At 67.1% G+C, this 22,176-nt stretch carries 25 protein-coding genes and 1 pseudogene; 15 read left to right on the top strand and 11 right to left on the bottom strand.

Features of this window, described 5'->3' with window-relative positions; genetic code table 11:
* Positions 1-9: 9 nt before the first annotated feature.
* Together NOM55_RS04860 and NOM55_RS04855 are read left to right on the top strand one after the other, a co-directional pair.
* Positions 10-567 carry a hypothetical protein gene (locus NOM55_RS04860; protein ID WP_255907730.1) on the top strand — a complete coding sequence of 186 codons (558 nt, stop codon included), beginning with the start codon at positions 10-12 and terminating at the stop codon, positions 565-567.
* A gap of 70 nt (positions 568-637) precedes the next feature.
* A complete protein-coding gene (locus NOM55_RS04855; protein ID WP_255907729.1) occupies positions 638-1,516 on the top strand; it encodes a cation diffusion facilitator family transporter in 879 nt (292 codons plus the stop codon).
* A gap of 156 nt (positions 1,517-1,672) precedes the next feature.
* Here the strand turns inward: NOM55_RS04855 and NOM55_RS04850 are convergent, their stop codons facing one another.
* The 3 genes from NOM55_RS04850 to NOM55_RS04840 are packed head-to-tail and all read right to left on the bottom strand — an operon-like array spanning position 1,673 to position 6,184.
* Positions 1,673-3,049, bottom strand: a complete 1,377-nt coding sequence (locus tag NOM55_RS04850; protein WP_255907728.1) for an efflux transporter outer membrane subunit — start codon at positions 3,047-3,049, stop codon at positions 1,673-1,675.
* A 14-nt stretch (positions 3,050-3,063) separates the two neighbouring features.
* Complete coding sequence (locus tag NOM55_RS04845) at positions 3,064-5,001, bottom strand: MacB family efflux pump subunit (protein WP_255907727.1); 1,938 nt, start codon at positions 4,999-5,001, stop codon at positions 3,064-3,066.
* Position 5,002: 1 nt separating this feature from the next.
* Positions 5,003-6,184, bottom strand: coding sequence for an efflux RND transporter periplasmic adaptor subunit (locus NOM55_RS04840; RefSeq protein WP_255907726.1), 1,182 nt, complete (start codon positions 6,182-6,184; stop codon positions 5,003-5,005).
* A 180-nt stretch (positions 6,185-6,364) separates the two neighbouring features.
* On the opposite strand from NOM55_RS04840, the gene NOM55_RS04835 reads away from it, so the two are divergent.
* From NOM55_RS04835 to NOM55_RS04820, 4 genes are read left to right on the top strand one after another with little or no spacing between them, the layout of a single operon-like run.
* Positions 6,365-7,120 carry a (Fe-S)-binding protein gene (locus NOM55_RS04835; RefSeq protein ID WP_255907725.1) on the top strand — a complete coding sequence of 252 codons (756 nt, stop codon included), beginning with the start codon at positions 6,365-6,367 and terminating at the stop codon, positions 7,118-7,120.
* A complete protein-coding gene (locus NOM55_RS04830) occupies positions 7,117-8,499 on the top strand; it encodes a lactate utilization protein B (RefSeq protein ID WP_255907724.1) in 1,383 nt (460 codons plus the stop codon). Before NOM55_RS04835 ends, NOM55_RS04830 begins: the two co-directional genes overlap by 4 nt.
* Positions 8,496-8,936, top strand: coding sequence for a GNAT family N-acetyltransferase (locus NOM55_RS04825; RefSeq protein ID WP_255907723.1), 441 nt, complete (start codon positions 8,496-8,498; stop codon positions 8,934-8,936). The genes NOM55_RS04830 and NOM55_RS04825 overlap by 4 nt, the downstream gene beginning before the upstream one ends.
* Positions 8,933-9,499 (top strand): LUD domain-containing protein, encoded by a 567-nt coding sequence (locus NOM55_RS04820; RefSeq protein WP_255907722.1) that lies wholly within the window; start codon positions 8,933-8,935, stop codon positions 9,497-9,499. The genes NOM55_RS04825 and NOM55_RS04820 overlap by 4 nt, the downstream gene beginning before the upstream one ends.
* A gap of 106 nt (positions 9,500-9,605) precedes the next feature.
* On the opposite strand, the gene NOM55_RS04815 is transcribed toward NOM55_RS04820, so the two are convergent.
* The 5 genes and pseudogenes from NOM55_RS04815 to NOM55_RS04795 form a co-directional block, all read right to left on the bottom strand.
* Positions 9,606-10,271, bottom strand: a complete 666-nt coding sequence (locus NOM55_RS04815; protein WP_305118848.1) for an MIP/aquaporin family protein — start codon at positions 10,269-10,271, stop codon at positions 9,606-9,608.
* A gap of 3 nt (positions 10,272-10,274) precedes the next feature.
* Complete coding sequence (locus NOM55_RS04810) at positions 10,275-10,769, bottom strand: arsenate reductase ArsC (RefSeq protein WP_255907721.1); 495 nt, start codon at positions 10,767-10,769, stop codon at positions 10,275-10,277.
* Between the two features lie 115 nt (positions 10,770-10,884).
* Positions 10,885-11,340: pseudogene (locus NOM55_RS04805) on the bottom strand (ArsI/CadI family heavy metal resistance metalloenzyme); the annotation flags it as partial.
* Between the two features lie 14 nt (positions 11,341-11,354).
* On the bottom strand, positions 11,355-11,663 hold the full coding sequence (locus tag NOM55_RS04800) for a helix-turn-helix transcriptional regulator (protein ID WP_047966695.1): 309 nt from the start codon (positions 11,661-11,663) through the stop codon (positions 11,355-11,357).
* 183 nt (positions 11,664-11,846) lie between these two features.
* Positions 11,847-12,764 carry a DMT family transporter gene (locus tag NOM55_RS04795; protein WP_255907719.1) on the bottom strand — a complete coding sequence of 306 codons (918 nt, stop codon included), beginning with the start codon at positions 12,762-12,764 and terminating at the stop codon, positions 11,847-11,849.
* 47 nt (positions 12,765-12,811) lie between these two features.
* Between NOM55_RS04795 and dapC the strand changes: the two genes are divergently transcribed.
* From dapC to NOM55_RS04755, 8 genes are all read left to right on the top strand, one after another.
* Positions 12,812-14,002, top strand: a complete 1,191-nt coding sequence (dapC, locus tag NOM55_RS04790; protein ID WP_255907718.1) for a succinyldiaminopimelate transaminase — start codon at positions 12,812-12,814, stop codon at positions 14,000-14,002.
* An 83-nt stretch (positions 14,003-14,085) separates the two neighbouring features.
* Positions 14,086-14,907, top strand: a complete 822-nt coding sequence (gene dapD / locus NOM55_RS04785; protein WP_255907915.1) for a 2,3,4,5-tetrahydropyridine-2,6-dicarboxylate N-succinyltransferase — start codon at positions 14,086-14,088, stop codon at positions 14,905-14,907.
* A gap of 162 nt (positions 14,908-15,069) precedes the next feature.
* Positions 15,070-15,882 (top strand): ABC transporter ATP-binding protein, encoded by an 813-nt coding sequence (locus NOM55_RS04780; RefSeq protein ID WP_047966699.1) that lies wholly within the window; start codon positions 15,070-15,072, stop codon positions 15,880-15,882.
* Positions 15,882-16,667: a lipid asymmetry maintenance ABC transporter permease subunit MlaE gene (mlaE, locus tag NOM55_RS04775; protein ID WP_255907914.1), complete on the top strand. Its 786-nt coding sequence runs from the start codon at positions 15,882-15,884 to the stop codon at positions 16,665-16,667. The genes NOM55_RS04780 and mlaE overlap by 1 nt, the downstream gene beginning before the upstream one ends.
* Before the next feature lie 12 nt (positions 16,668-16,679).
* Positions 16,680-17,183, top strand: a complete 504-nt coding sequence (gene mlaD, locus NOM55_RS04770) for an outer membrane lipid asymmetry maintenance protein MlaD (RefSeq protein WP_255907717.1) — start codon at positions 16,680-16,682, stop codon at positions 17,181-17,183.
* A 44-nt stretch (positions 17,184-17,227) separates the two neighbouring features.
* A complete protein-coding gene (locus NOM55_RS04765; protein WP_047966701.1) occupies positions 17,228-17,836 on the top strand; it encodes a phospholipid-binding protein MlaC in 609 nt (202 codons plus the stop codon).
* On the top strand, positions 17,833-18,123 hold the full coding sequence (locus NOM55_RS04760) for a lipid asymmetry maintenance protein MlaB (RefSeq protein WP_120810459.1): 291 nt from the start codon (positions 17,833-17,835) through the stop codon (positions 18,121-18,123). Before NOM55_RS04765 ends, NOM55_RS04760 begins: the two co-directional genes overlap by 4 nt.
* A 2-nt stretch (positions 18,124-18,125) precedes the next feature.
* Positions 18,126-18,923, top strand: coding sequence for a VacJ family lipoprotein (locus NOM55_RS04755; RefSeq protein WP_047966703.1), 798 nt, complete (start codon positions 18,126-18,128; stop codon positions 18,921-18,923).
* Between the two features lie 104 nt (positions 18,924-19,027).
* On the opposite strand, the gene NOM55_RS04750 is transcribed toward NOM55_RS04755, so the two are convergent.
* Genes NOM55_RS04750 through NOM55_RS04740 form a run of 3 tightly spaced genes read right to left on the bottom strand, consistent with a single transcriptional unit; the run spans position 19,028 to position 21,157 of the window.
* Entirely contained in the window at positions 19,028-19,486 is a 459-nt protein-coding gene (locus tag NOM55_RS04750; protein WP_255907716.1) for a flavodoxin family protein, read from the bottom strand.
* Positions 19,483-20,382 carry a DUF1853 family protein gene (locus NOM55_RS04745; protein WP_255907715.1) on the bottom strand — a complete coding sequence of 300 codons (900 nt, stop codon included), beginning with the start codon at positions 20,380-20,382 and terminating at the stop codon, positions 19,483-19,485. The genes NOM55_RS04750 and NOM55_RS04745 overlap by 4 nt, the downstream gene beginning before the upstream one ends.
* A gap of 1 nt (position 20,383) precedes the next feature.
* Positions 20,384-21,157, bottom strand: coding sequence for an RNA methyltransferase (locus NOM55_RS04740; RefSeq protein WP_255907714.1), 774 nt, complete (start codon positions 21,155-21,157; stop codon positions 20,384-20,386).
* Between the two features lie 149 nt (positions 21,158-21,306).
* Here NOM55_RS04740 and NOM55_RS04735 point away from each other — a divergent pair, with 149 nt between their 5' ends.
* Positions 21,307-22,095 (top strand): inositol monophosphatase family protein, encoded by a 789-nt coding sequence (locus tag NOM55_RS04735; RefSeq protein WP_047966707.1) that lies wholly within the window; start codon positions 21,307-21,309, stop codon positions 22,093-22,095.
* Positions 22,096-22,176: the final 81 nt, after the last annotated feature.

Here is a 22,176-nt window from a genome sequence, read left to right as displayed (position 1 = left end):
CATCCGCGGATGAGTTCAACTTCCTTTAGCTATTTCCAGTCCGAAGACCGCCTGCTGGTGGTGGTGCAGCCGGGCGACCACAAACTGTGGCTGACCCGGCGCCTGACGCGCTCCATCGTCGACGACATCGCGCGCCTGTTCGCCAGCCAGGTGCCCGGCGACGGCATTCCCGGTGCCGGCAACGAGGACGAGCGCATCGCGCTGGAACACCGCATGGCGATGAACGAGGAAGACCTCGACGGCCGCGACCAGCATCACCGCCCGCTGCAGTTCAGCGACAGCGCGCCGGCACGGCCGGGCGACAGCGACATCCTGCTGTGTACCGGGCTGGATGCGCAGCTGGGCCGCGACTACGCCAGCCTCAGCTTTGTCTGCGGCGACAAGACGCTGAACCTGCGCCAGAGCCGTCCCGGTTTTCACCGTTTCCTGCGCACGCTGCTGCTGTGCGCCGACAAGGCCGAGTGGCAGCTGCCGGCGGTGCCGGCGTGGCTGACGCAGAGCCTGCTCGGCGAGCTGCTGGCCAACCTGCCGCCGCTGGACGAAAACGACGAGCAGGATCTGCCATGAGCCACCGCCGCGCGTTAAGGCTGGCTTCAGCCGCTGCTGCCAGCATTCCCCCTTTTTTCCGGAGCCCGGCATGAACCCGCATCCGTCGCCCTCCCTGCAGCTAGCCGCGCAGCGCAGCCTGTGGCTCAGCGTCGCCGTCAACGTCGTGCTCACCGTGCTGCAGATCGTCACCGGGCTGTGGGCCGGCTCGCAGGCGCTGGTCGCCGACGCGCTGCACTCGCTGTCCGACCTGATCGCCGACTTCGTCGCGCTGCTGGCGCGCCGCCACAGCCACAAGGCGCCGGACGACGATCACCACTACGGCCACCAGCGCTACGAGACCGCCGCCTCGCTGGCGCTGGGCCTGCTGCTGCTGGGCGCCGGTGCCAGCATGCTGCTCGGCGCCGGCAACAAGATCACCAGCGCCACGCCGCTGGCGCCGGTGCACCAGGCGGCGCTGTGGGTCGCACTACTGACGCTGCTGGCCAAGGAATTGCTGTTCCGCTACATGCTGAAGATCGCCAGCGAGGTCAAATCCAGCATGCTGGTGGCCAACGCCTGGCATGCGCGCGCCGACGCCGCCTCGTCGCTGGTGGTGGCGCTGGGCATCGCCGGCAACCTCGCCGGCTACACCTGGCTCGATCCGCTGGCGGCGGCGCTGGTCGGCTTCATGGTCGGCAAGACCGGCTGGGGCTTCGCCTGGGACGCGCTGCACGACCTGATGGACCGCGCCGCCGACGCGGACACCGTGGCCGCCATCCGCGCCACGCTGCTGGCGACGCCGGGGGTACAGGGCGTGCACGACCTGCGCACGCGGCGCATGGCCGACCAGATCCAGGTCGATGTCCACCTCGAGATCGACGGCAACCTGACCGTGCACCAGGGTCACGACATCGCCGCCGCGGCGCGGCTGCGGGTGATGAGCAGCCAACCGGTGCTGGACGTGATGACCCACATCGACCCGGTGTGAACGCCTGCGGCCAACCTTGGAACCTGTTCACGATCTAAACCGCACACAGGAAAACACCGTGACGCCGCCATGGCGTCACGGTGTCTTGATACGGTGTCGTTCACCCCGCCGCCCCGGCCGCCGCCAGGCCGGCGCGACACCGTCACGCACACCGCCTCAGGCGGCGTCGTGTTCTGCCGCCAGCGGCGCCCCGCCCAGCGCCTGATACAGCGTGACCGTGGCTACCAGCTGCGCCTGTCGCGCCGCCAGCCATGCCGACTCCGCCGCCAGCGTGTTCGCCTGCGTTTCCAGCAGCGTGCCGCGTTCCAGCGCCCCCAGCCGGTAACGCGCGCTGTCGATCTGTTCCGTGCGCCGCGCCGCGCCCAGCTTTGCCTGCTGCGCCTGCATCCCCTGCTCGCCGCTGGCCACTTCGTGCAGCGCGTCATCCGCCTGCTGCAACGCGGCCAGCACCGTGCTACGCCAGTTCTGCAACTGTTCCTGATACTGCGCCTCGCTCAGCGCCACACCGGCCTTCAGCTTGCCGCCGTCGAACAATGGCGCCGCCAGGCTGGCCAGCGCGCTGCCCAGCCACTGTGCCGGGCCGCCGCCGGCGCTGCTGAGTACGCCCTGCAGCGACAGCGTCAGCGTCGGGTACAGCGCGGCGCGCGCCGCCGCCACGTCGCCCTGCAGCGCCTGCAGCGTGGCGTCGGCGGCGCGGATGTCCGGTCGCCGCTGCAGCAGCGCTGCCGGCTGGATGTCGGCCGGCAGCGGCAGGGCCAGCGCCTGCAACTTGCTGCCCTGCGGCCGGAAATCCTGCGGCGCCTTGCCGCACAGCACGGCCAGCGCGTTGTAGGCCTGCTGCAATTCCAGGCGCTGCGCCGCCAGCGTCGCCTGCAGCGTGGCGATCGTCTGCACCAGCTCCGCCTCGTCGCGCGGCGCCGTCTGCCCCAGCCGGATCTGCTGCTGCAACAGGCTCAGCCGCTGCGTCAGCAGCAACAGCCGCCGGCTGTCCAGCTGCTGCTGTTCGTCCAGTAGCAGCAGCGAGAAATACTGGCGCGCCACCTCGCTCTCCAGCGTCAGCGCCGCCGCATCGCGGCTGGCGACACTGGCCACCAGCCGTGCGCTGTCGCCGGCCAGCAGCGCCTGCTGCTGCCCCCACCAGTCGAGCTGGTAGCTCAGCGTCGGCGTCAGGCTGACGCTGCGGCTGCCCTGCTGCCGCTGCGCGCTGCCGGACAGGTTCAGCTGCGGCAGGCTGCCGGCGGCGGTCTGCGTCCGCACCGCCTGCGCCTTGGCGATCGCCGACTGCGCCGCCAGCAGCTCCGGGTTGGCGGCGCGGGCGTCGGCGATCAGCTGCACCAGCTCGGCACTGCCGAAGGCCTGCCACCATGCGGCATTGCTGCGCGGCGCGTGCCACTGGCCGGCCGGCGCGCGCCAGCTGTCCTGCTGCAGCGGGATGTCGGCAGTACCAGGCGTTGCGGCCAACGTTGTCGTGCTGCAGGCCAGTGCCAGCGCCAGCACGCTCAGACGCCGACGCCAGGATGAATGTTGTTTCATGATTGTGTTCCTGATTATTCCGCGGCCAGTGCCAGCACCGGGTCCAGCTGCGCCGCCTTGCGCGCCGGCAGGTAGCCGAACACGCAGCCGGTGGCAAAGGCGCAGCCGAACGCCAGCAGCGGCGGCAGCAATGAAAACGCCACCGACACCCCGCCCAGGCGCAGGCCCCACACCAGCGCCAGTCCCAGCACAATGCCGATCACGCCGCCGAGGCCGCACACCAGCACCGCCTCGACATTGAACTGCAGCAGGATCGCCTGCATCCGCGCACCGGTGGCCATGCGCAGCCCGATCTCGCGGGTGCGCTCGGTCACCGACACCAGCATGATGTTCATCACCCCGATGCCGCCGACCAGCAGCGACACCGCCGCCACCGAGCCCAGCAGCAGCGTCAGCGTGTTCTGCGTCGAGGTGATCATCTCCACCAGTGACGCGGTGTTGCGCAGCTGGAAGTCCTCGCTGCCGTGGCGGGCGCGCAGCAGTTGCTGCAGCATGCTTTCGGTGGCGCCGCTGACGCCGATGTCGGCGATCTTCACCGTGATCGAACTGACGAACTGGCCGCCGAACAGCCGCGACTGCGCGGTGGACAGCGGCACGAAGGCGACGTCGTCCTGATCCTGGCCGAAGGTATTGGCGCCCTTGCTGCTCATCACCCCCACCACCTCGAACGGGATGTTGGACACCATCACGTACTGGCCGACCGGCTCCTGCCCGGCCGGGAACAGGCTGTCGACCACGGTCTGCCCCAGCACGATCACCGCCGCCTGCGCCCGTTCTTCCGCCGCGCCGAAGAAGGCGCCGCGGCTGACCGTCCAGTCCTTGACGCGGCCGTAGCTCGGCCACACGCCCTGCACCTGCTGCGTCTGGTAGTCGCGGTTGCCGACGCGCAGGGTGGCGCTGCCACTGCGCATCGGCACCACGCCGTCGATATTGGGCAGCCCCTGCATCGCGCTGGCGTCGGCGGCGGTGAGGGTGGCAATCTCGCCCGTCGAGCGGATGCCGGCGGCGCCGGGGCGCACCAGCAGCAGGTTGGTGCCCATCGCTTCAATGCGCTGCAGCACGTCGGCCTTGCTGCCGTCACCGATCGCCAGCATGGTCACCACCGCGGCGACGCCGATGATCACCCCCAGCAGCGTCAGCGCGGTACGGAACAGCTTGGCGCGCAGGCTGCCCAGCGCCATGTGCAGCGTCTCCAGCCACGGCACCGCGGCGGGCTGCCGCACCGGCGCCGGCGTTGCCGCGACGGCTGCGGCCAACGTTGGCCGCGCCAGCGCGCCGCTGTCGGATTCGATACGGCCGTCGCGCAAGCGCACGATGCGCTCGGCGTGGCGGGCAATATCAAGATCGTGGGTGATCAGCACGATGGTGCGCCCCTCGCGGTGCAGCTGCTGCAGCAGCGCCAGCACCTGCTCGCCGCTGTGGCTGTCCAGCGCGCCGGTCGGCTCGTCGGCGAGAATCACCGGCGCGTCGTTGATCAGCGCACGCGCGATCGACACCCGCTGCTGCTGGCCGCCGGACAGCTGCCCCGGCTTGTGCGTCAGCCGCGTGCCCAGCCCCAGCCTGGTCAGCAGCTGCTGCGCCCGCTGGCGGCGCTGCTGGCGACCGACGCCGGCGTAGATCGCCGGCAGCGCCACGTTGTCCTCGGCGCTTGCCGTCGCCAGCAGGTTGTAGCGCTGGAACACGAAGCCGAAGCTGTCGCGGCGCAGCACCGCCAGCGCGTCGCCGTCCAGCGTCGCCACGTCCTGGCCGTTGACCAGATAGCGGCCGTGGCTGGGGCGGTCGAGGCAGCCGAGGATGTTCATCAGCGTCGACTTGCCGCAGCCGGACGGCCCCAGCAGCGCGACGAACTCGCCGGCGGCGATGTCCAGCGTGATGTCGGCCAGCACCGGCACCGTCTCGTCGCCGCTGGGGTAGTGCTTGCCCAGTTGTTGCAGGCTTAACAGTGCGCCCATGTCAGCCTCCCGGTGGCGGCGGCATGCTGCCGGCCTTGCTGCTGTCGGCGCTCTGCTGCGCCAGCACCAGCTGTTCGCCGGCACGCAGGCCGCTGCGGATCGCCGCCTGGCTGCGGGTGACCAGCGCCACCTCCACCTCACGCGTTTCCGGCTGGCCGTCACGGTTCAGCACCTGTGCACGGTAGCGCTTGCCGCCCAATGCCAGCGGCTGCAGCGCGGAAAGCGGCACCACCGGCAGGCCGCTGACGCGGGCGAGGCGGAAAAACACCTGCGCCGTCATGTCGATCATCAGCTTGTGGCCGGGGTTGGCGACATCGAGCAGCACGGTGTACAGCACCACGTCGTTGCTGGTGGTCGGGGTCGGCTTGATCTGGCGGATGCTGGCGGCGTGGCGGGTCTGGCTGTCGCCCAGCGTGGTGAAATAGGCGGCCATGCCGGGGCGCAGCAGCGGGATGTCGGCCTCGGCCACCTCCGCCTCCACCGTCATGGTGTCCAGCCGCGCCACGCGCAGCAGCGTCGGCGCCGACTGGCTGGCATTGATGGTCTGCCCCTGCAACACCGTCTGCGACACCACGGTGCCGTCGAGCGGCGCATAGATGCGGGTGTAGCCAAGGTTGGCCGCATCGCCCTTCAGCGTCGCCTGCGCCTTGGCCAGCTGTGCCTGCAGCGAGCGCTCGCCGGCACGCGCCTGGTCGAAGCCGGCCTGCGCCTGCTCCAACGTCTCGGCTGTGGTGGCGTCCACCTTGGCCAGTGCGGTTTGCCGAGTCAGCAGCTGGCGCGCACGCGCAGTGGCGACCTGCTGCTGTTCCAGCTGCGCCTGCAGATCGGCGACCGCGGCCTGGTCGGCGGTGACCTTGGTCTGGTACACCTCGGGATCGATCTGCGCCAGCAGCTGGCCTTTTTTCACCTGGTCGCCGATGGCGACATAGACACGGCTGAGCTGGCCGGACACCTGCGCGCCGACATCGACATAGTCGCGCGGCGCCAGCGCACCCTGCGCGGTCACGGTTTGCTCCAGCTCGCCGATGCTGACGCGCTGCGTCAGCCATTGGGTGCTCGCCGCCGGCTTTGGCCACAGCGTGCAGGCGGCCAGCACCACCGCCGCGAGCAGCAGCAGGCCGAGGCCGTAGCGGCGCCAGTGGCGTGCCGGATTTGCTGCCGGATTTGCTGATTGTTGCGTCATGACATCCTCCAGTACGGACGCCCATTTCAGCGCAGCAAGTTGTCGCCATCATCACCGCAATGTATCAGGCTGCTGACAATTGCCGCCGCAAGGGTAATTCCGCATTGGCAGGCGCGCCAGCACGGGCTTTAATCCAGAACAAGCCTGCCCGGGCATTGCGCTGGAGACCCCGCTTACGCCATGAACGTCGCCCTTTTCATTCCCTGTTTCGTCAACGAACTGTATCCGCACGTGGCGATGGCCACCGCCGAGCTGCTGGAAGGCTACGGTATCGATGTCGTCTACCCGCTGGCACAGTCCTGTTGCGGCCAACCATTGAGCAACAACGGCGACAGCAAGGGCGCCTGCGACGCCGCGCGCCGCTTCACCGGCGTGTTCAAGGACTACGACTACATCGTGTCGCCATCCGGCAGCTGCGTGTCCCACGTCAAGCACCACTACCCGTGGTACATCGCCGACGACGCCGACTACCAGGCGCTGCAGCCCAGGGTGTACGAGATCGTGGAATTCCTGCAGGACGTGCTGAAAGTGGACAGGCTGCCCAAGCCGGTGTACTTCCCGCACCCGGTGTCCATCCACCAGAGCTGCCACGGCCTGCGCGAGCTGGGCCACGCCGCGCCGTCCGAGCTGATGATTCCCTACCACTCGCGGCTGGAACGCATCCTGCAGCTGGTGGACGGCATCGACGTGCGTCTGCCGGAGCGCCGCGACGAATGCTGCGGCTTTGGCGGCACCTTCAGCGTCGACGAGCCGGAAGTGTCGGTCGCCATGGGCGAGGACCGCGTGGCGCAGCACGAAGCCACCGGCGCCGAATTCATCGTCGGCGCCGACCCGTCCTGTCTGATGCACATGGGCGGCATCATCCGTCACAAGTGCCGTCCGATCCGCCCGCTGCACATCGTCGAAATCCTCACCGGACGCGGGGGCGCGGCATGAAGAACGACAACATCAACCACGCCGAAGCGGCGGCGGCCTTTTTGCAGGACCGCGAGCAGGCGCGCTGGCACGACAGCGCCATCTGGTGGGTGCGGCAGAAGCGCGATGCGCAGGCCAAGCAGTTGCCGGAGTGGGAACAGCTGCGTGCACTGGCGCAGCAGATCAAGGCGCACACGCTGTCGCGACTGGACGAGTATCTGACCGAATTCCAGGCCAACGCCGAGCAGAACGGCGTCACCGTGCACTGGGCGGCCGACGCCGATGAGCACAACCGCATCGTGCACGGCATCCTGGCCGCGGGGGGCGTCAAGAAGCTGGTGAAGTCGAAGTCGATGCTGACCGAGGAGTGCGGGCTCAACCCGTATCTGGAGCAGCGCGGCATCGAGGTGATCGACACCGATCTGGGCGAGCGCATCGTGCAGCTGCGCCACGAGCCGCCGAGCCACATCGTGATGCCGGCAATTCACCTGAAGAAGGAGCAGATCTCCGAGCTGTTCCACAAAGAACTGGGCACCGAGGCCGGCAACAACGACCCGACCTACCTGACCCACGCCGCGCGCGCCAACCTGCGCGAGCATTTCCTCAGCGCCGGTGCCGGCCTGACCGGCGTCAACTTCGCCATCGCCGAAACCGGTGGCGTGGTGGTGTGCACCAACGAGGGCAACGCCGACCTCGGCACCGCGCTGCCACCGATCCACATCGCCAGCATGGGGCTGGAGAAGATCATCCCCAAGCAGGCGCACCTGGGCGTGTTCACCCGCCTGTTGGCGCGCTCCGCCATCGGTTCGCCGATTACGACTTACACCTCACACTTCCAGCAGGCGCGTCCCGGCGGCGAGATGCACATCGTCATCGTCGACAACGGCCGCAGCGACATCCTCGGCAGCGACGACTTCTCGCAGAGCCTGCGCTGCATCCGCTGCGGCGCCTGCATGAACACCTGCCCGGTATACCGCCGCTCCACCGGCCACAGCTACAGCTACATCATTCCGGGGCCGATCGGCTCGACGCTGGGCCCCAGCCGCGACATCAGGAAACACGGCAGCATGGCGTTTGCCTGCACCACCTGCGGCTCGTGCAGCAATGTCTGCCCGGTGAAGATCAACCTGCACGAACAGCTGATCCTGCAACGCAAGCGCGCGTTCGACGCCGGCACGCTGAAGCCGGTGAAGAAGATGGGGCTGCTGGCGATGCGCTTCCTGACCCAGCACCCGTCGCTGATGGACACCGGTGGCAAGCTGATGCGCAAGGTGGTGCCGATCCTGCCGCAGGCGCTGACGCAGCACAGCGCGTGGAGCCGGCCGGGGCGCGATCTGCCGCAGATGCCGGCGCAGAGCTTCAAGGAAATGTGGCAGGCACGGCAGAAGGACAAGCCATGAGCGACTGGCACACCGCGCCGGTAGCGGCCGACGATTTCGAGGCACTGCTGGCACTGCGCATCGCCGCGATGCAGCCCAGCCTGAGCGCCATCGGCCGCTTCGATCCCCAACGTGCCCGTGACCGGCTGGCCGCCAGCTTTGCGCCACAGCACAGCCGCTGGATCGTGCAGCATGGCGAGCGCATCGGCTGGTACGCGCTGCACACCGCCGCCGACCACCTGTATCTGCATCACCTGTACCTGGCGCCGGCGCACAGCGGCCACGGCATCGGCAGCGCGCTGCTGCGGCAGTTGCAGCAGCAGGCCGCGGCACAAGGCTTGCCGCTCCGGCTTGGCGCGCTGAAACACAGTGCGGCCAACCTTTTCTACCAGCGTCACGGCTTTGTACTGTTGCAGGCCGACGACTGGGACAACCATTACCAATGGAGCGCGCCATGAGCAGCCGCGAACAGATACTGGCCAAACTGCGGCACAAGCGCCCGCACGGCCCGGCCTTGCCGGACATCGACGCCGTACCGTTCATCACCTTTGCCGACAAGTTCGACGCCTTTGCCACGCTGGTGCGCAATCTCGGCGGCGACGCGGTGCAACTGCAGCCCGGCGAAACCGTCGCCGGCATCGTGGCACAACGTTGGCCGCAAGCCGGCCGCGTGGTCGATGTCACCGCCGCCAACCCGGAACAGGTGAGCGTGCCGCACGACTGGCACGACGTCGACATTGCCATCGTGCCCGGCGAGCTGGCGGTGGCGGAGAGCGCGGCGGTGTGGGTCAGCCACGCCGGCAACAGCCAGCGCGCACTGTACTTCCTCACCCAGAAGCTGGTGCTGGTGGTGCCGCGCGATGCCATCGTCGACACCATGCGCGACGCCTACCAGCGCGTCAGCATCCGCGAACACGGCTTTGGCGGCTTCATCAGCGGCAGCTCGCGCACCGCCGACATCGAACAGAGCCTGGTAATGGGCGCGCACGGCGCGATGGCCGCGCTGGTGATCTTCGTGTGAACCGAATCTGCGTTGTAGCTTCTCTTGATACGGCCTGCGGGCCGTTTTTTTTGGACGCAAAAAGGGCCGCAGCGCGCTGCGGCCCAAAACCGATCAATCAGCAGGATCAGGCGCTGACCACGTCCTTGTCCGCGCCAAACAGCCAGCCGCCCAGCCCGCCGCCGATGGCCGCCCCCGCCAGCTGCGCCAGCACAAAGCCGCCGACATCGGCCGGCGCGATGCCGGCAAAGGTGTCGCTCAGGCTGCGCGCCAGCGTCACCGCCGGATTGGCGAACGAGGTCGAGGCGGTAAACCAGTACGCCGCCACGATATACAGCGCCACCAGCAGCGGCACCTTGTCGCGGGCGTGACGCACGCCGCCCAGAATGGTCAGCAGCAGGCCGGCGGTGGCGGTGACCTCGGCCAGCCACTGCGGCCAACCGCTGCGCAGGTGCTGCGACTCCTGCAGCAAGGGCAGGCCGAACATCGCGTGCGCCAGCAGCACGCCGGCGACGGCACCGGCCACTTGCGCCGCCAGATACGGCAGCAGGCGCGGCCACGGCAGCTCGCCGCGCGCCGCCATCACCAGGCTGACCGCCGGATTGAAGTGCGCACCCGACAGCGGCGCAAACAGCGTGATCAGCACCAGCAGGCCGGCGCCGGTGGCCAGCGCATTGGCCAGCAAGGCGACCGCGTCATTCCCTGCGGCCAACGTTTGGCCCATGATGCCGGAGCCGACCACCACCGCCAGCAGCAAGGCACTGCCGATGGCTTCTGCAACCAATGCCCGCATCGCTTATGCCTTCCCGATGGCGGCCAGTTCGGCCTTCAGTTCGTCCTCGCTCATCGCGGCGATGTCCAGCGCCACGAAGCGGCTGACGCGGCGATGGATGATCTGGTACGCCGTCGCGAACGCCGCCATCGCCTCTTCATCATTACTGCCTACGCCGGCCGGATCTTCCAGCCCCCAGTGCGCACGCAGCGGCGTGCCCGGCCACAGCGGGCAGGTTTCGCCGGCGGCGCTGCCGCACACGGTGAACACGAAATCCATCTGCGGCGCGCCCGCCACGCCGAACTCGTCCCAGCTCTTGCTGCGGTAGCCGCTGCTGTCGATGCCGTGCTGTTCCAGGGTCTTGAGCGCGTAAGGGTTGACCTTGCCGGCAGGCCGGCTGCCGGCGCTGTAGCCCTTGAAGCGGCCCTGGCCCAGATGGTTGATCAGTGCTTCGCCGAGGATGCTGCGCGCCGAGTTGCCGGTGCACAGGATCAGCACGTTGTAGACCTTGTCAGTCACGGGACTTCCTTTCCTTGGAAACGATGGCTTCGATGTTCTTGCGTGCGATCAGCTGGACTTTTTGCGGAGCCGGCGCGCAGCAGGCGCTGGCCGTGGCGCTGCTATCGGCCGGGGCGCAACAGGCGTCGGCGGCCGCCAGCGCGGCGGGCGCCGGCGCACAGCAGCTGTCGGGATTGGCCGCAGCGGCTACCGGCGCGTCCTTGTAGGTCGGCGCGCTGTCCAGCGTGTGGTAGGTTTCCCAGGCGATGCCGGACGGGTCCTGCACCCAGTGCTTGTCCGATTTGGCGTAGCAGCAGGTGGTACCCTCTTCCGTCAGCGCCGCCATGCCGGCAGCGTCGATGCGCTGCTTCAGCTCGGCCAGCTCGTCGCCGTTTTCGGCCTGAATGCCGAGGTGATCCAGCCCGGCCGGAGCGCCGCGCTGGCTGATGGCGAAGTTGACGCGCGGGTCGTCCAGCAGCCACTTGGCGTAGTCGGGTTTCAATACCGTCGGTTCGGCGCCGAACAGCGCGTTGTAGAAGCGCACGCTGGTGGCCAGCTCGTCCACCGACACGTGGATATGCAGTCGTTTCATCACAGTTCTCCGGTTCAGCAGGCACAGCCGTCGGCACTGGAGGCGCGACAGCAGTTTTCGGTCATGAACGCCAGCAGCGCGTTCATGCTGGCAAAGTTGGCGGCGTAGATCACGAAGCGGCCATCCTGGCGGCCCTCGATCAGCGCCGCGTTGGACAGCTCTTTCAAATGGAAGGACAGCGTGGCCGGTGCGCAGCCCAGCGCCTCGGCCAGCTCGCCGGCGGCGCGACCGGCGGGGCCGGCCTCCACCAGCTGGCGGAACACCGCGAGGCGGGTTTCCTGCGCCAGCGCGGCCAGCATCTTGACGGCGGATTTCGTTTCCATATTTTGACAATCGTTGAAATATTGAACGAATTATCGCCAAGGCCGTGGCAAAACACAAGTCGCGGCAATGGCAATGTGGTGCAGCGAGTAGCCGCACCGCCGGCGCCGCGTGGCGGGCTGGCAGTAGCGATGGCGGTTGCGCTCAACACAAGGTTGGCCGCAAGGCCTGCGGCCAACCTTGCGCTACGTCGCCTGTGGCAACGGCTGTGGTGCCAGCTTCGGCTTGGCAACGATGTGGCCGGACAGCAGGCTGGCGCTGGCGATCAGCGCGCCGCCGATCCACTCCTGCAGCTGCATGCGCTCGCCGGCGAGCAGATAGGCGGAAATGGCGGCGAACAGCAGCTCCATCAGCATCAGCGTCATCACCTGCGTCGCCGGCAGGATGGACAGCCCGTGCATCGAGATGATGCTGGTCGCCAGCAGCGTGACGCCCAGCACCAGCACGATCAGCAGCACCTCGCCGTGCAGTAGCATAAGCTCCGCGCCCAGCTGGCCGCGCCACAGCAGCGACGCCAGGCCGCAGGCGGCCACGCCCAGCCACACCATCGCCGATTTCAGCGCAACCGGCAGCGCGTGCGCCCTCTTGGACAGCACATTGCCCAGCGCAAAGCTGATGCCGCCGGACAGGGCCAGCCAGTCGGCGCGGCTGGAGAAGAAATCGCCGCTGAACAGCCCCGGGCGGTACAGGATCACCAGCATGCCGCCCAGCGACATCGCAATCACCAGCCAGCCGATGCGGCTCAGCCGCTCGTGCAGCAGCAGCCAGGAAAACAGCGCGCTCCACAGCGGCGACAGGTAGAACAGCAGCAGCACGCGCATCACCTGCCCTTCCGACACCGCCCAGGTGTAGCTGAAGTTGCACCAGCCATACAGCAGCGCCAGCGGCAGCAGGATGAACTCGAAACGCGCCTCGCGGCGGAACACCTCGCGGTACAGCACCACGCCCAGCGCGGCGGAGACCAGATACACCGTCAGCGAGGTGGCGGCGGTGGAAAAACCGGCCTCGTGCAGCGCGCGAAACGGGAACCACATCATTCCCCATACCAGTGCCGTGGTCAGTGCGCACGTCACCGCCAGCAGCTTTTGTTTTGCCAGATTCATAGTCTTTTCTTACACTTGTCGTTTTGTTGCATTGCAAGGAAGCGGCGTTGAACCCCCACCTCGAACTGTTGCAGCCCTACCCGTTCCAGCGTTTGCGCGGCCTCTTGGCCGGCGTGACGCCTCCCGCCGACCTGCCGCACATCAACCTGTCGATCGGCGAGCCAAAGCACCCGACGCCGGAGGTGGTGAAACAGGCGCTGATCGCCGCGCTGGACGGCCTCGCCGCCTACCCGGCCACCCTCGGCAGCGACGCGCTGCGCAGCGCCTGCGCCGGCTGGCTGCAGCGCCGCTACGGCGTCAGCGTGGACGCCGCCCGCGAAGTGCTGCCGGTGTGCGGCAGTCGCGAGGCGCTGTTTTCCTTCGTGCAGGCGGTGATCGATCCGCGCGGCGAACAGAAGCCGGTGCTGATCTCGCCCAACCCGTTCTACCAGATCTACGAAGGCGCCGCGCTGCTGGCCGGCGCCGAACCCTACTATGTTAATTGCCTGGCCGCCAACCGCTACCAGCCGGACTGGGCGGCGGTGCCGGAGGCCATCTGGCAACGCACGCAGGTGGTCGTAGTATGCAGTCCGGGCAACCCGACCGGGGCGGTGATGTCGCTTGCCGACTGGAACACACTGTTCTCGCTGTCCGACCGCTACGGTTTCATCATCGCCAGCGACGAATGCTACTCCGAGATCCACTTCGGCACCCCGCCGCTGGGCGGGCTGCAGGCGGCGCAACAGCTCGGCCGCGGCTTCGAGCGGCTGGTGATGTTCACCAGCCTGTCCAAGCGTTCCAATGCCCCCGGCCTGCGCTCCGGCTTCGTCGCCGGCGATGCCAAAGTGCTGGAGAAATTCCTGCTGTATCGCACCTATCATGGCAGCGCGATGAGCGTCACCATCCAGCAGGCCAGCATCGCCGCCTGGAACGACGAAGAGCATGTTGCGGCCAACCGTGACGCGTATACTGCCAAATTCGATGCCGTCACCGCGCGTCTGGCGCAGGTGCTGGACGTCACGCGGCCGGATGCCGGCTTCTACCTGTGGGCGGCGGTGCCCGGCGGTGACGATGCCCGCTTCGCCCGCGAGCTGTTCGCGCAGCAGCACATCACCGTGCTGCCCGGCAGCTTCCTCGCCCGCGACGCGCACGGCGTCAACCCCGGCGCCGGCCGTGTGCGCCTGGCGCTGGTGGCACCGCTGGCGGAATGCGTCGCCGCCGCCGCGCGCATCGAACAGTTTTTGCAGCAGTACCACTAAAACCAATAACACAACCGAACAACCAAACCAGCAGAAAACCCATCATGTCTGTAGAAATCCACCTTGCCAAAGGACTGAGCCACATGCACCCGATTCAAGCCCTCATCGAAGAAGCTTTTGAAAAACGCGCCGAGATCACCCCGGCCACCGTCTCCGCCGAGCTGAAGTCGGCGATCGAACAGGTCATCAACGAGCTGGACAGCGGCAGCCTGCGCGTCGCCGAGAAGAACGGCAGCGACTGGGTGGTCAACCAGTGGGTGAAGAAGGCGGTGCTGCTGTCGTTCCGCATCCGCGACAACGAAGTGCTGGACGACGGCGTGTCGCGCTACTTCGACAAGGTCGACACCAAGTTCAACGACTGGAACCAGCAGCGCTTCCAGGACGCCGGCTTCCGCGTGGTACCGGGCGCCGTGGCGCGCAAGGGCAGCTTCATCGCCAAGAACACCGTGCTGATGCCGTCCTACGTCAACATCGGCGCCTACGTTGACGAAGGCACCATGGTCGACACCTGGGCCACCGTCGGCAGCTGCGCCCAGATCGGCAAGAACGTGCACCTGTCCGGCGGCGTCGGCATCGGCGGCGTGCTGGAGCCGCTGCAGGCCAACCCGACCATCATCGAGGACAACTGCTTCATCGGCGCGCGTTCGGAAGTGGTGGAAGGCGTGATCGTCGGCGAAGGCTCGGTGATCTCGATGGGCGTCTACATCGGCCAGTCGACCAAGATCTACGACCGCGAAACCGGCGAAGTCACTTACGGCCGCATTCCGCCGGGCTCGGTGGTGGTATCCGGCAACCTGCCATCGAAAGACGGCAGCCACAGCCTGTACTGCGCGGTGATCGTGAAGAAGGTCGACGCGCAGACGCGCAGTAAGACCAGCATCAACGAACTGCTGCGCGGCGTGTAAGCCGGCGCCGGTGCCACACCATGCACCGGCCTGCCACACTTGCACCCGTCATGGCGCCGCCTTTTTGCGCCATGCAGCATAGGCAGGTACAATAGCGGGGCAAAGCGGAGGGGATCGTGAACACGATCCCCTTACCTGTTCCCCCCAAGGACTCGCCACCACATCGTGCAAAACGACAGTTTCATCGAATTCAACCGCGTCAGCTTCGGCTATGGCGACCGGCTCATCCTGCAGGACATCTCGCTGAAAATCGGCCGTGGCCAGCTGGTCGCCATCATGGGCGGCAGCGGCAGCGGCAAGACCACGCTGCTGCGACTGATCGCCGGCCAGATCCGCGCCCAGCAGGGCCAGGTACTGGTCGACGGCCGCGACGTTGGCCGCATGAACCAGCGCGAGCTGTACCAGCACCGCCGTCGCATGGGCATGCTGTTCCAGTTCGGCGCGCTGTTTACCGACCTGCCGGTGTTCGACAACGTCGCGTTCCCGATCCGCGAGCACACCTCGCTCAGCCCGGAGATGGTGCGCGATCTGGTGCTGATGAAACTGCACGCCGTCGGCCTGCGCGGCACCGAGGCGCTGATGCCGGCCGAGCTGTCCGGCGGCATGTCGCGCCGCGTCGCGCTGGCACGCGCCATCGCGCTCGACCCGCAGATCATGCTCTACGACGAACCGTTCACCGGGCTGGACCCGATCTCGCTGGCCACCATCGCGCTCTTGATCAAGAAGCTCAGCGACGCGCTGGGCACCTCGGCGGTGATGGTCACCCACGACGTGCACAAGTCGCTGGAAATCGTCGACTACGTCTACTTCATCGCCGGCGGCAAGATCGCCGCTGCCGGCACCCCGGACGAGGTGCGCGCCTCCGACTCGCCGTGGGTACACCAGTTCGTGCACGGCGAGGCCGACGGCCCGGTGCATTTCGCCTACCCGGCACAGCAAAGTCTGGCCGGCAGCTTCGGCCTGGAGGGCGCATGATGCTGGACAATCTGCTCGCACCGCTGCGCAAACTCGGTCACAGCACCATCAATGCCGTCTGGAAGCTGGGCGTGATGAGCCGCTTCCTGCTGGCCATCATCGCCCACTCCGGGCAAAGCCTGCTGCGCTTCCAGCTCACCATCCGCGAGGTGTACTTCGCCGGCGTGCTGTCGCTGATCATCATCGTGGTGTCCGGCCTGTTCGTCGGCATGGTGCTGGGGCTGCAGGGCTACAACACGCTGTCGCGCTTCGGCTCCGCCGACGCGCTGGGCGCACTGGTGGCGCTGTCGCTGCTGCGCGAACTGGGCCCGGTGCTGGCCGCGCTGCTGTTCGCCAGCCGCTCCGGCAGCGCGATGACCGCCGAGATCGGCCTGATGAAGGCCACCGAACAGCTGGAGGCGATGAGCGTGATGGCGGTCGATCCGATCGCCCGCGTGGTGGCGCCGCGCTTCTGGGCCGGCGTGATCTCGATGCCGATTCTTGCCGCGCTGTTCAACGTGATGGGCATCTTCGGCGGCTATCTGGTCGGCGTGGTGATGATAGGTCTGGACGAAGGCACCTTCTGGTCGCAGATGCAGAACAACGTCGACCTGCACTTCGACGTGACCAACGGCCTGATCAAGAGCCTGTTCTTCGGCATCGCGGTGACGCTGATCGCGGTGTTCGAAGGCTTTGACGCCACGCCCACTGCCGCGGGCGTCTCTTCTGCCACCACCCGTACCGTGGTGACCTCGGCCCTGGTTATCCTGGCGCTGGACTTTGTCCTGACCGCCTTCATGTTTTAGGAATTCGCCATCATGAAACGTTCCATCATTGATTTGTGGGTCGGCATCTTCGTCGCCATCGGTCTCGCCTCGGTGACCTTCCTGGCGCTGAAAGTGGCCAACCTGACGCCGCAAAGCGACAGCAACAGCTACACCCTGATCGCCGAATTCGACAATATCGGCGGCCTGAAGGTGAAGGCGCCGGTGAAATCGTCCGGCGTGGTGGTCGGCCGCGTCAGCAATATCGAGCTGGACACCCAGCGCTACGTCGCCCGCGCCACGCTGACGCTGGACGGCCAGTACCACTTCAGCCGTGACACCAGCGCCGAAATCCTCACCGCCGGCCTGCTCGGCGAACAGTACGTCGGCCTGGTACAGGGCGGCGAGGAAGAAAACCTGAAGCCCGGCGACCGCCTGCAGCTGACCTCGTCGGCACTGGTGCTGGAACAGCTGATCGGCAAGTTCATGACCAGTTTTGCCGAAGGCAACAACAAAGCCGCAGCGGCCGATGCCGCCGCTGCGGAAACTGCACCCTGAAAAAACCATCCAAGCCCTTGTTACCCGAGATACGGAAAACCATCATGAAAAAGCTGTTTGCCTGTTTTGCCCTGCTGTTCGGTCTGAGCAGCGTGGCCCACGCCGCCGATACCCCGGTGGATCTGGTACGTGACACCTCGCGCCAGGCGCTGGAAATGCTGAGCAAGGACAATGGCAAGAACAGCGCCAAGGTTCGCGAGCAGCTGATCAGCATGGTGACGCCGAAGTTCGACTTCCAGCGCATGACCGCACTGGCGGTCGGCAAGGACTGGCGCGCCGCCACCCCGGCACAGAAGCAGCAACTGGCCAAGGAATTCGAGACCCTGCTGGTCGGCACCTACTCCGCCACCATGACCCGCTTCAAGAACGCGCAGATCGAGATCAAGCCGAACGTGCTGCTCAACAACGAAGGCCGCGAGGCGGTGGTGAAGTCGGAAGTGACCCTGCCGGGCTCGGCCGAGAAGAAGCCGATCAACGTCGACTACACCCTGTACAAGACGCCACAGGGCTGGAAGGTGTTCAACGTCACCGTTGAAGGCGGCAGCTTGGTCACCATCTACCGCAACCAGTTCGGCGAACAGGTGCGCAAGAGCGGCATCGACGGCCTGATCAAGTCGCTGCAGGACAAGAACAGCGGCGCCAAGGCGGCATGAAACTGACCGAAACCCAGACCGGCGTGGTGCGCCTTGACGGCGCGCTGACCATGGACAGCGTCGCCGACACCCAGCTGCAGCTGGACAAGATGCTGGTCAACGGCGCCATGACGCTGGATTTCGGCGGCGTCAGCCACTGCGACTCCGCGGCGCTAGCGCTGCTCTTGGCGTTGCGCCGGCGCAAGGATGCGCGCAACATCAAGCTGAGCCACATCCCGGCCAGCCTGTATGGCCTCGCCCGGCTCTACGAACTGACCCCGCTGCTGGAACTGCCCCCGGAAACCTGATCATGAAACGTCTGCTTGTTGTCGGCGGCTGCCTGTTGCTGACCGCCTGTGCCAGTACCCCCAGCCATCCGCAGGACCCGCTGGAGCCGCTGAACCGCGCCGTTTACCGCTTCAACGACGCCGCGGACAAGGCGGTGCTGAAACCGGTGGCGCAGGCCTACCAGCAGGTGACACCGCAACCGCTGCGCACCGGGGTCGGCAACTTCTTCGACAACCTGCGCGACGTGTACAGCGCCGCCAACAACACCCTGCAGGGCAAGGCGGAACTGGCGCTCACCGACGTGCTGCGCGTGTCGTTCAACAGTACCTTCGGCCTGTTCGGCCTGATCGACATCGCCACGCCGATGGGACTGAAAAGCAGCAAGGCGACGCTGGGTGACACCTTCGCCCACTACGGCTGGCAGGACAGCAGCTACCTGGTGCTGCCACTGCTGGGGCCGTCCACCGTGCGTGACGGCAGCGGCATGCTGATCAGCAACTCGCTGGAGCCGGCCACCAGCGTGTTCCACACCCACACCCAGGCCTCCGTGGCGCGGGTGCTGAATGCGGTCAACACCCGCGAAAAGCTGCTGGGACTGGAAGAGATGGTCGACGGCGCCGCGCTGGACAACTACAGCTACGTGCGTGACGGCTTCCTGCAGATGCGCGCCCACCAGCTGGGCCTGCCGCAGGGCAAGCGGCAGCAGGAAGAAGAGCTGAACATCGACGACCTGGTCGACGAGCCGGACGCCAGCGCCCCGGCGGTGAATGACACGAACGATGCCAGCGCCCCGGAGGCAAAGGACGCCAGCGCGCCCTGAGCCGGCGCCCCGCCACGAACAAAGCCACCTCTGCGGTGGCTTTTTCTTTGCTACCTGCCTGGCGTGGTACGGTTCGCAGCCACGACCAGGGTTGGCCGCAACGCTCAGTACATGCCGATCGACAGCCCCGCCGCCAGCGTGGCACCCAGCTCCTCCGCCGCCGCCAGATCCGCCGTCGTCGCCTCGCCGCGCACGATCAGCGGCGGCAGCACCTGCTGCAGCGGATAGCCGCGCGCGATGCGCTCCACCGCCTGCACCGCGCCGCGGCCGTCATTGCCGGCCGACACCAGCAGCGCGTAGGGCAGGCCGTCCACCCTCCCCTGCGCCGGATAGTAGGTGCGGTCGAAAAAATCCTTCAGCGCGCCGGCCATGTAGCCGAAGTTTTCCGGCGTCGCCAGCAGCAAGCCATCGGCGTGCAGCAGGTCGTCGATGCCGGCCTGCAGCGCCGGCAGCTGGCGCAGGCTGACCTCTTCCGCCAGTGTGGCGATACCGCGCGCGGCGGCATCGGCCAGCTGCAGGGTGTGGCCGCTCTGGCTGGCGTACACCAGCAGCAGCGTCTTCATGCCGCCGCCAGTCGCGCCAGCAAGGGTGCCAGCAGCACCGGCTGCGGCCACGCCGGTGGCGTGACAAAGCCGCGCGCCACTTCCTGCCAGCGTCCGTCGCCGCGCACTTGCAGCTCCGCCACCAGCTGCGGCGAAACAAACTGCCGGCTGGCCTGCTGCAGCTCAGCCAGCGACAGCGTGTCCTCACGATCGAGCAAGGCCGGCGCCAGCCAGCGCATGCGCGGCAGCTGGCACCAGCGACTGTCCGCCGCCTGCTGCGGCCAGCCGTCATCGCACGTGATCCACCAGCCGCGATGGGCCAGTGGGTTCAGCGGTGCGGCCAACCTTGTCGCCGCTGCCTGCGGCGGCGAGAACAGCCAGCCGCTGGTGCGCGCCGCCGCCTCGCAGCCGGCAAAGCAGTCAGGCAGACAGGCCGCCGGATGGCGCGACAGCTGCAGCTGTTGCCGCGTCTTGCCGGCCTTCAGCAGCAGCGCGTCGCGCAGGCTGGCACCGACCCAGGCGCCGTCATCCAGCTGCAGATAGAACTTGCTGGCCGCCTCCAGATGCAACGGCACACCGTCGACGCGCAGCAGGAAGTCGAACTCCCCGACCGTCTTGCCGCCGTCGCGCACCGGCAGGTTGGCCGCCACCAGCTCGATGTGCGGCGCGATGCCGAACCAGAACGCCAGCAGCCGCTCGGCGTAAAAACCCAGCCGCCGCACCGGATGCGCGGCGAGATAAGCCAGCAAGGGCTGCGGCGCCGCGTCCAGCGCCAGCAGTTGCGGCCAACCTTGCGCGCCCAGCAGTCGCGCCGGGTCGATGTCGGCGCTGTCCTGCCACGGCGACGCGGACGTCAGCAACCAGGCCAGGTCGCGCACCGCCGGCGTGTGCAGCGCCGCAAACGTGGCCGCCGTCATCTCAGTCGCCGCTTTTCTTGCGCGGCGGCAGCGTGCCGTCGGCAAAGCGCTGCGCCTGCTTGAAGAAGCCGCGCAGGATGTCGATCTCCTCGCGCTGCAGTGCGGCGCGGTGGAACAGCGTGCGCATGCGGCGCAGCAGGCGCTCGCTGTTGCGGTGCTCCAGATAGCCGACGTCGGCCATCGCCGCTTCCAGATGGCCGCAGAAGCTGTCGACCTCGCCCAGCGTCGCGGTGCGGTCTTCCGGCTTCAGGTAGTCGACGCTGACGCCGCTGTGGCTGAACAGCTCGTAGGTCATCACCTGCACCGCCATCGCCAGATTCAGCGAGAAGTAGTCCGGATTGCCCGGCACCGTCACCAGCCGGTTGCACTGCTCCACCTCGTCGATGGACAGGCCGAAGGTCTCGTTGCCGAACACCAGCGCCACCTGCTCGCCGTCGCGCGCCCGCGCCATCAGCTCCGGCGCGGTCTCGCGCGGCGTCGACAGCGGGGTGGACAGCTCGCGGCGGCGGCTGGTCAGCGCGCAGGCGACGCTGACATCGGCCAGCGCCTCGGCCAGGGTGGACACCACGATGGCGTTTTCCACCACGTCCACCGCGCCGGAGGCCAGCACATTGGCCTCCTCGTGCGGGAACGCCTTCGGCTCGACCAGATACAGCCGGGTCAGGCCCATGGTTTTCATCGCCCGCGCCGCCGAGCCGATATTGCCCGGATGGCTGGGACGCGCCAGCACGACGCGAATGTTCTTCAAAAAATCAGGTACTTGGGGTTTATTCATTGGCTACTTTTGCGTAGAATCGCGGTTTATTCAAAAACTCCGCACCACGCGGGGTTTTTTTGTTCCTTAACATCGACCAGTAATATGGCAGCCGCGCCGTGGCGACCTCGCCCGCGCGCCTGCCCAGATGATTCATTCAGAGGCTATCAATGCATCCAATTCTCACCATCGCCATCAAAGCAGCACGCCGTGCGGGCAACATCATCCAGCGAGCATCGCTGAACATGGAATCCGTTCGTGTCGAAAACAAGAAGCACAACGACTTTGTTTCCGACGTAGACCGTGCCGCCGAACAGGCGATCATTGATGTGATCATGGAAGCCTATCCGAAGCACGCGATTCTAGCAGAAGAGTCCGGCGCCAAAGGCATCGGCGAGTCCGAATACGAATGGATCATCGACCCACTGGACGGTACCACCAACTTCCTGCACGGCCACCCGCAATACTGCATTTCCATCGCGATGGCGCATCGCGGCCAGATCCAGCAGGCGGTGGTCTACGACCCGAACCGCAACGAACTGTACTCCGCCAGCCGCGGCGTCGGCTCGTTCATGAACGACCGCCGCATCCGCGTCTCCAAGCGCATCAACATGAACGAATGCCTGATCTCCACCGGCTTCCCGGTCGTGGACCAGAGCATGCTCGACACCCATCTGGCCATCCTGAAGGACGTGCTGGGCAAGACCGCCGGCGCCCGCCGCGAAGGCTCCGCCGCGCTGGATCTGTGCAACGTCGCCATCGGCCGCGTTGACGGTTTCTTCGAATTCAACCTCAAGCCGTGGGACATCGCCGCCGGCAGCCTGATCGTGCAAGAGGCAGGCGGCATCGTCACCGACATGCACGGCGAGCAGACCTGGCTGGAAAGCGGCGACATCGTGGCCGCACCGCCGAAGGTGCTGGGCCAGCTGCTGCCTATCATCGGCAAGCACGTCAAGTAATCCCCGCTGCGGCCAACCTTGGCCGCCAGCACAAAACACCCCCGCGCCTCACGGCCGGGGGTGTTTTGTTTGTGGTGCGGG

Source organism: Vogesella sp. AC12, assembly GCF_024437575.1.
Lineage (GTDB): Bacteria > Pseudomonadota > Gammaproteobacteria > Burkholderiales > Chromobacteriaceae > Vogesella > Vogesella indigofera.
The sequence above is the reverse complement of the archived record's forward strand: the minus strand, read 5'-3'. Positions and strand labels throughout refer to the sequence as shown.

Coding starts and splice junctions, on each gene's coding strand:
- NOM55_RS04755 (WP_047966703.1), top strand. CDS start 18,126: ATGAAACGTCTGCTTGTTGTCGGCGGCTGCCTGTTGCTGACCGCCTGT.
- NOM55_RS04825 (WP_255907723.1), top strand. CDS start 8,496: ATGAGCGACTGGCACACCGCGCCGGTAGCGGCCGACGATTTCGAGGCA.
- NOM55_RS04860 (WP_255907730.1), top strand. CDS start 10: ATGAGTTCAACTTCCTTTAGCTATTTCCAGTCCGAAGACCGCCTGCTG.
- NOM55_RS04815 (WP_305118848.1), bottom strand. CDS start 10,271: ATGCGGGCATTGGTTGCAGAAGCCATCGGCAGTGCCTTGCTGCTGGCG.
- NOM55_RS04735 (WP_047966707.1), top strand. CDS start 21,307: ATGCATCCAATTCTCACCATCGCCATCAAAGCAGCACGCCGTGCGGGC.
- NOM55_RS04820 (WP_255907722.1), top strand. CDS start 8,933: ATGAGCAGCCGCGAACAGATACTGGCCAAACTGCGGCACAAGCGCCCG.
- NOM55_RS04840 (WP_255907726.1), bottom strand. CDS start 6,184: ATGACGCAACAATCAGCAAATCCGGCAGCAAATCCGGCACGCCACTGG.
- NOM55_RS04745 (WP_255907715.1), bottom strand. CDS start 20,382: ATGACGGCGGCCACGTTTGCGGCGCTGCACACGCCGGCGGTGCGCGAC.
- NOM55_RS04800 (WP_047966695.1), bottom strand. CDS start 11,663: ATGGAAACGAAATCCGCCGTCAAGATGCTGGCCGCGCTGGCGCAGGAA.
- mlaD (WP_255907717.1), top strand. CDS start 16,680: ATGAAACGTTCCATCATTGATTTGTGGGTCGGCATCTTCGTCGCCATC.
- NOM55_RS04855 (WP_255907729.1), top strand. CDS start 638: ATGAACCCGCATCCGTCGCCCTCCCTGCAGCTAGCCGCGCAGCGCAGC.
- NOM55_RS04850 (WP_255907728.1), bottom strand. CDS start 3,049: ATGAAACAACATTCATCCTGGCGTCGGCGTCTGAGCGTGCTGGCGCTG.
- NOM55_RS04835 (WP_255907725.1), top strand. CDS start 6,365: ATGAACGTCGCCCTTTTCATTCCCTGTTTCGTCAACGAACTGTATCCG.
- NOM55_RS04740 (WP_255907714.1), bottom strand. CDS start 21,157: ATGAATAAACCCCAAGTACCTGATTTTTTGAAGAACATTCGCGTCGTG.
- NOM55_RS04750 (WP_255907716.1), bottom strand. CDS start 19,486: ATGAAGACGCTGCTGCTGGTGTACGCCAGCCAGAGCGGCCACACCCTG.
- dapD (WP_255907915.1), top strand. CDS start 14,086: ATGCACCCGATTCAAGCCCTCATCGAAGAAGCTTTTGAAAAACGCGCC.
- NOM55_RS04795 (WP_255907719.1), bottom strand. CDS start 12,764: ATGAATCTGGCAAAACAAAAGCTGCTGGCGGTGACGTGCGCACTGACC.
- NOM55_RS04765 (WP_047966701.1), top strand. CDS start 17,228: ATGAAAAAGCTGTTTGCCTGTTTTGCCCTGCTGTTCGGTCTGAGCAGC.
- NOM55_RS04760 (WP_120810459.1), top strand. CDS start 17,833: ATGAAACTGACCGAAACCCAGACCGGCGTGGTGCGCCTTGACGGCGCG.
- NOM55_RS04830 (WP_255907724.1), top strand. CDS start 7,117: ATGAAGAACGACAACATCAACCACGCCGAAGCGGCGGCGGCCTTTTTG.
- NOM55_RS04845 (WP_255907727.1), bottom strand. CDS start 5,001: ATGGGCGCACTGTTAAGCCTGCAACAACTGGGCAAGCACTACCCCAGC.
- mlaE (WP_255907914.1), top strand. CDS start 15,882: ATGCTGGACAATCTGCTCGCACCGCTGCGCAAACTCGGTCACAGCACC.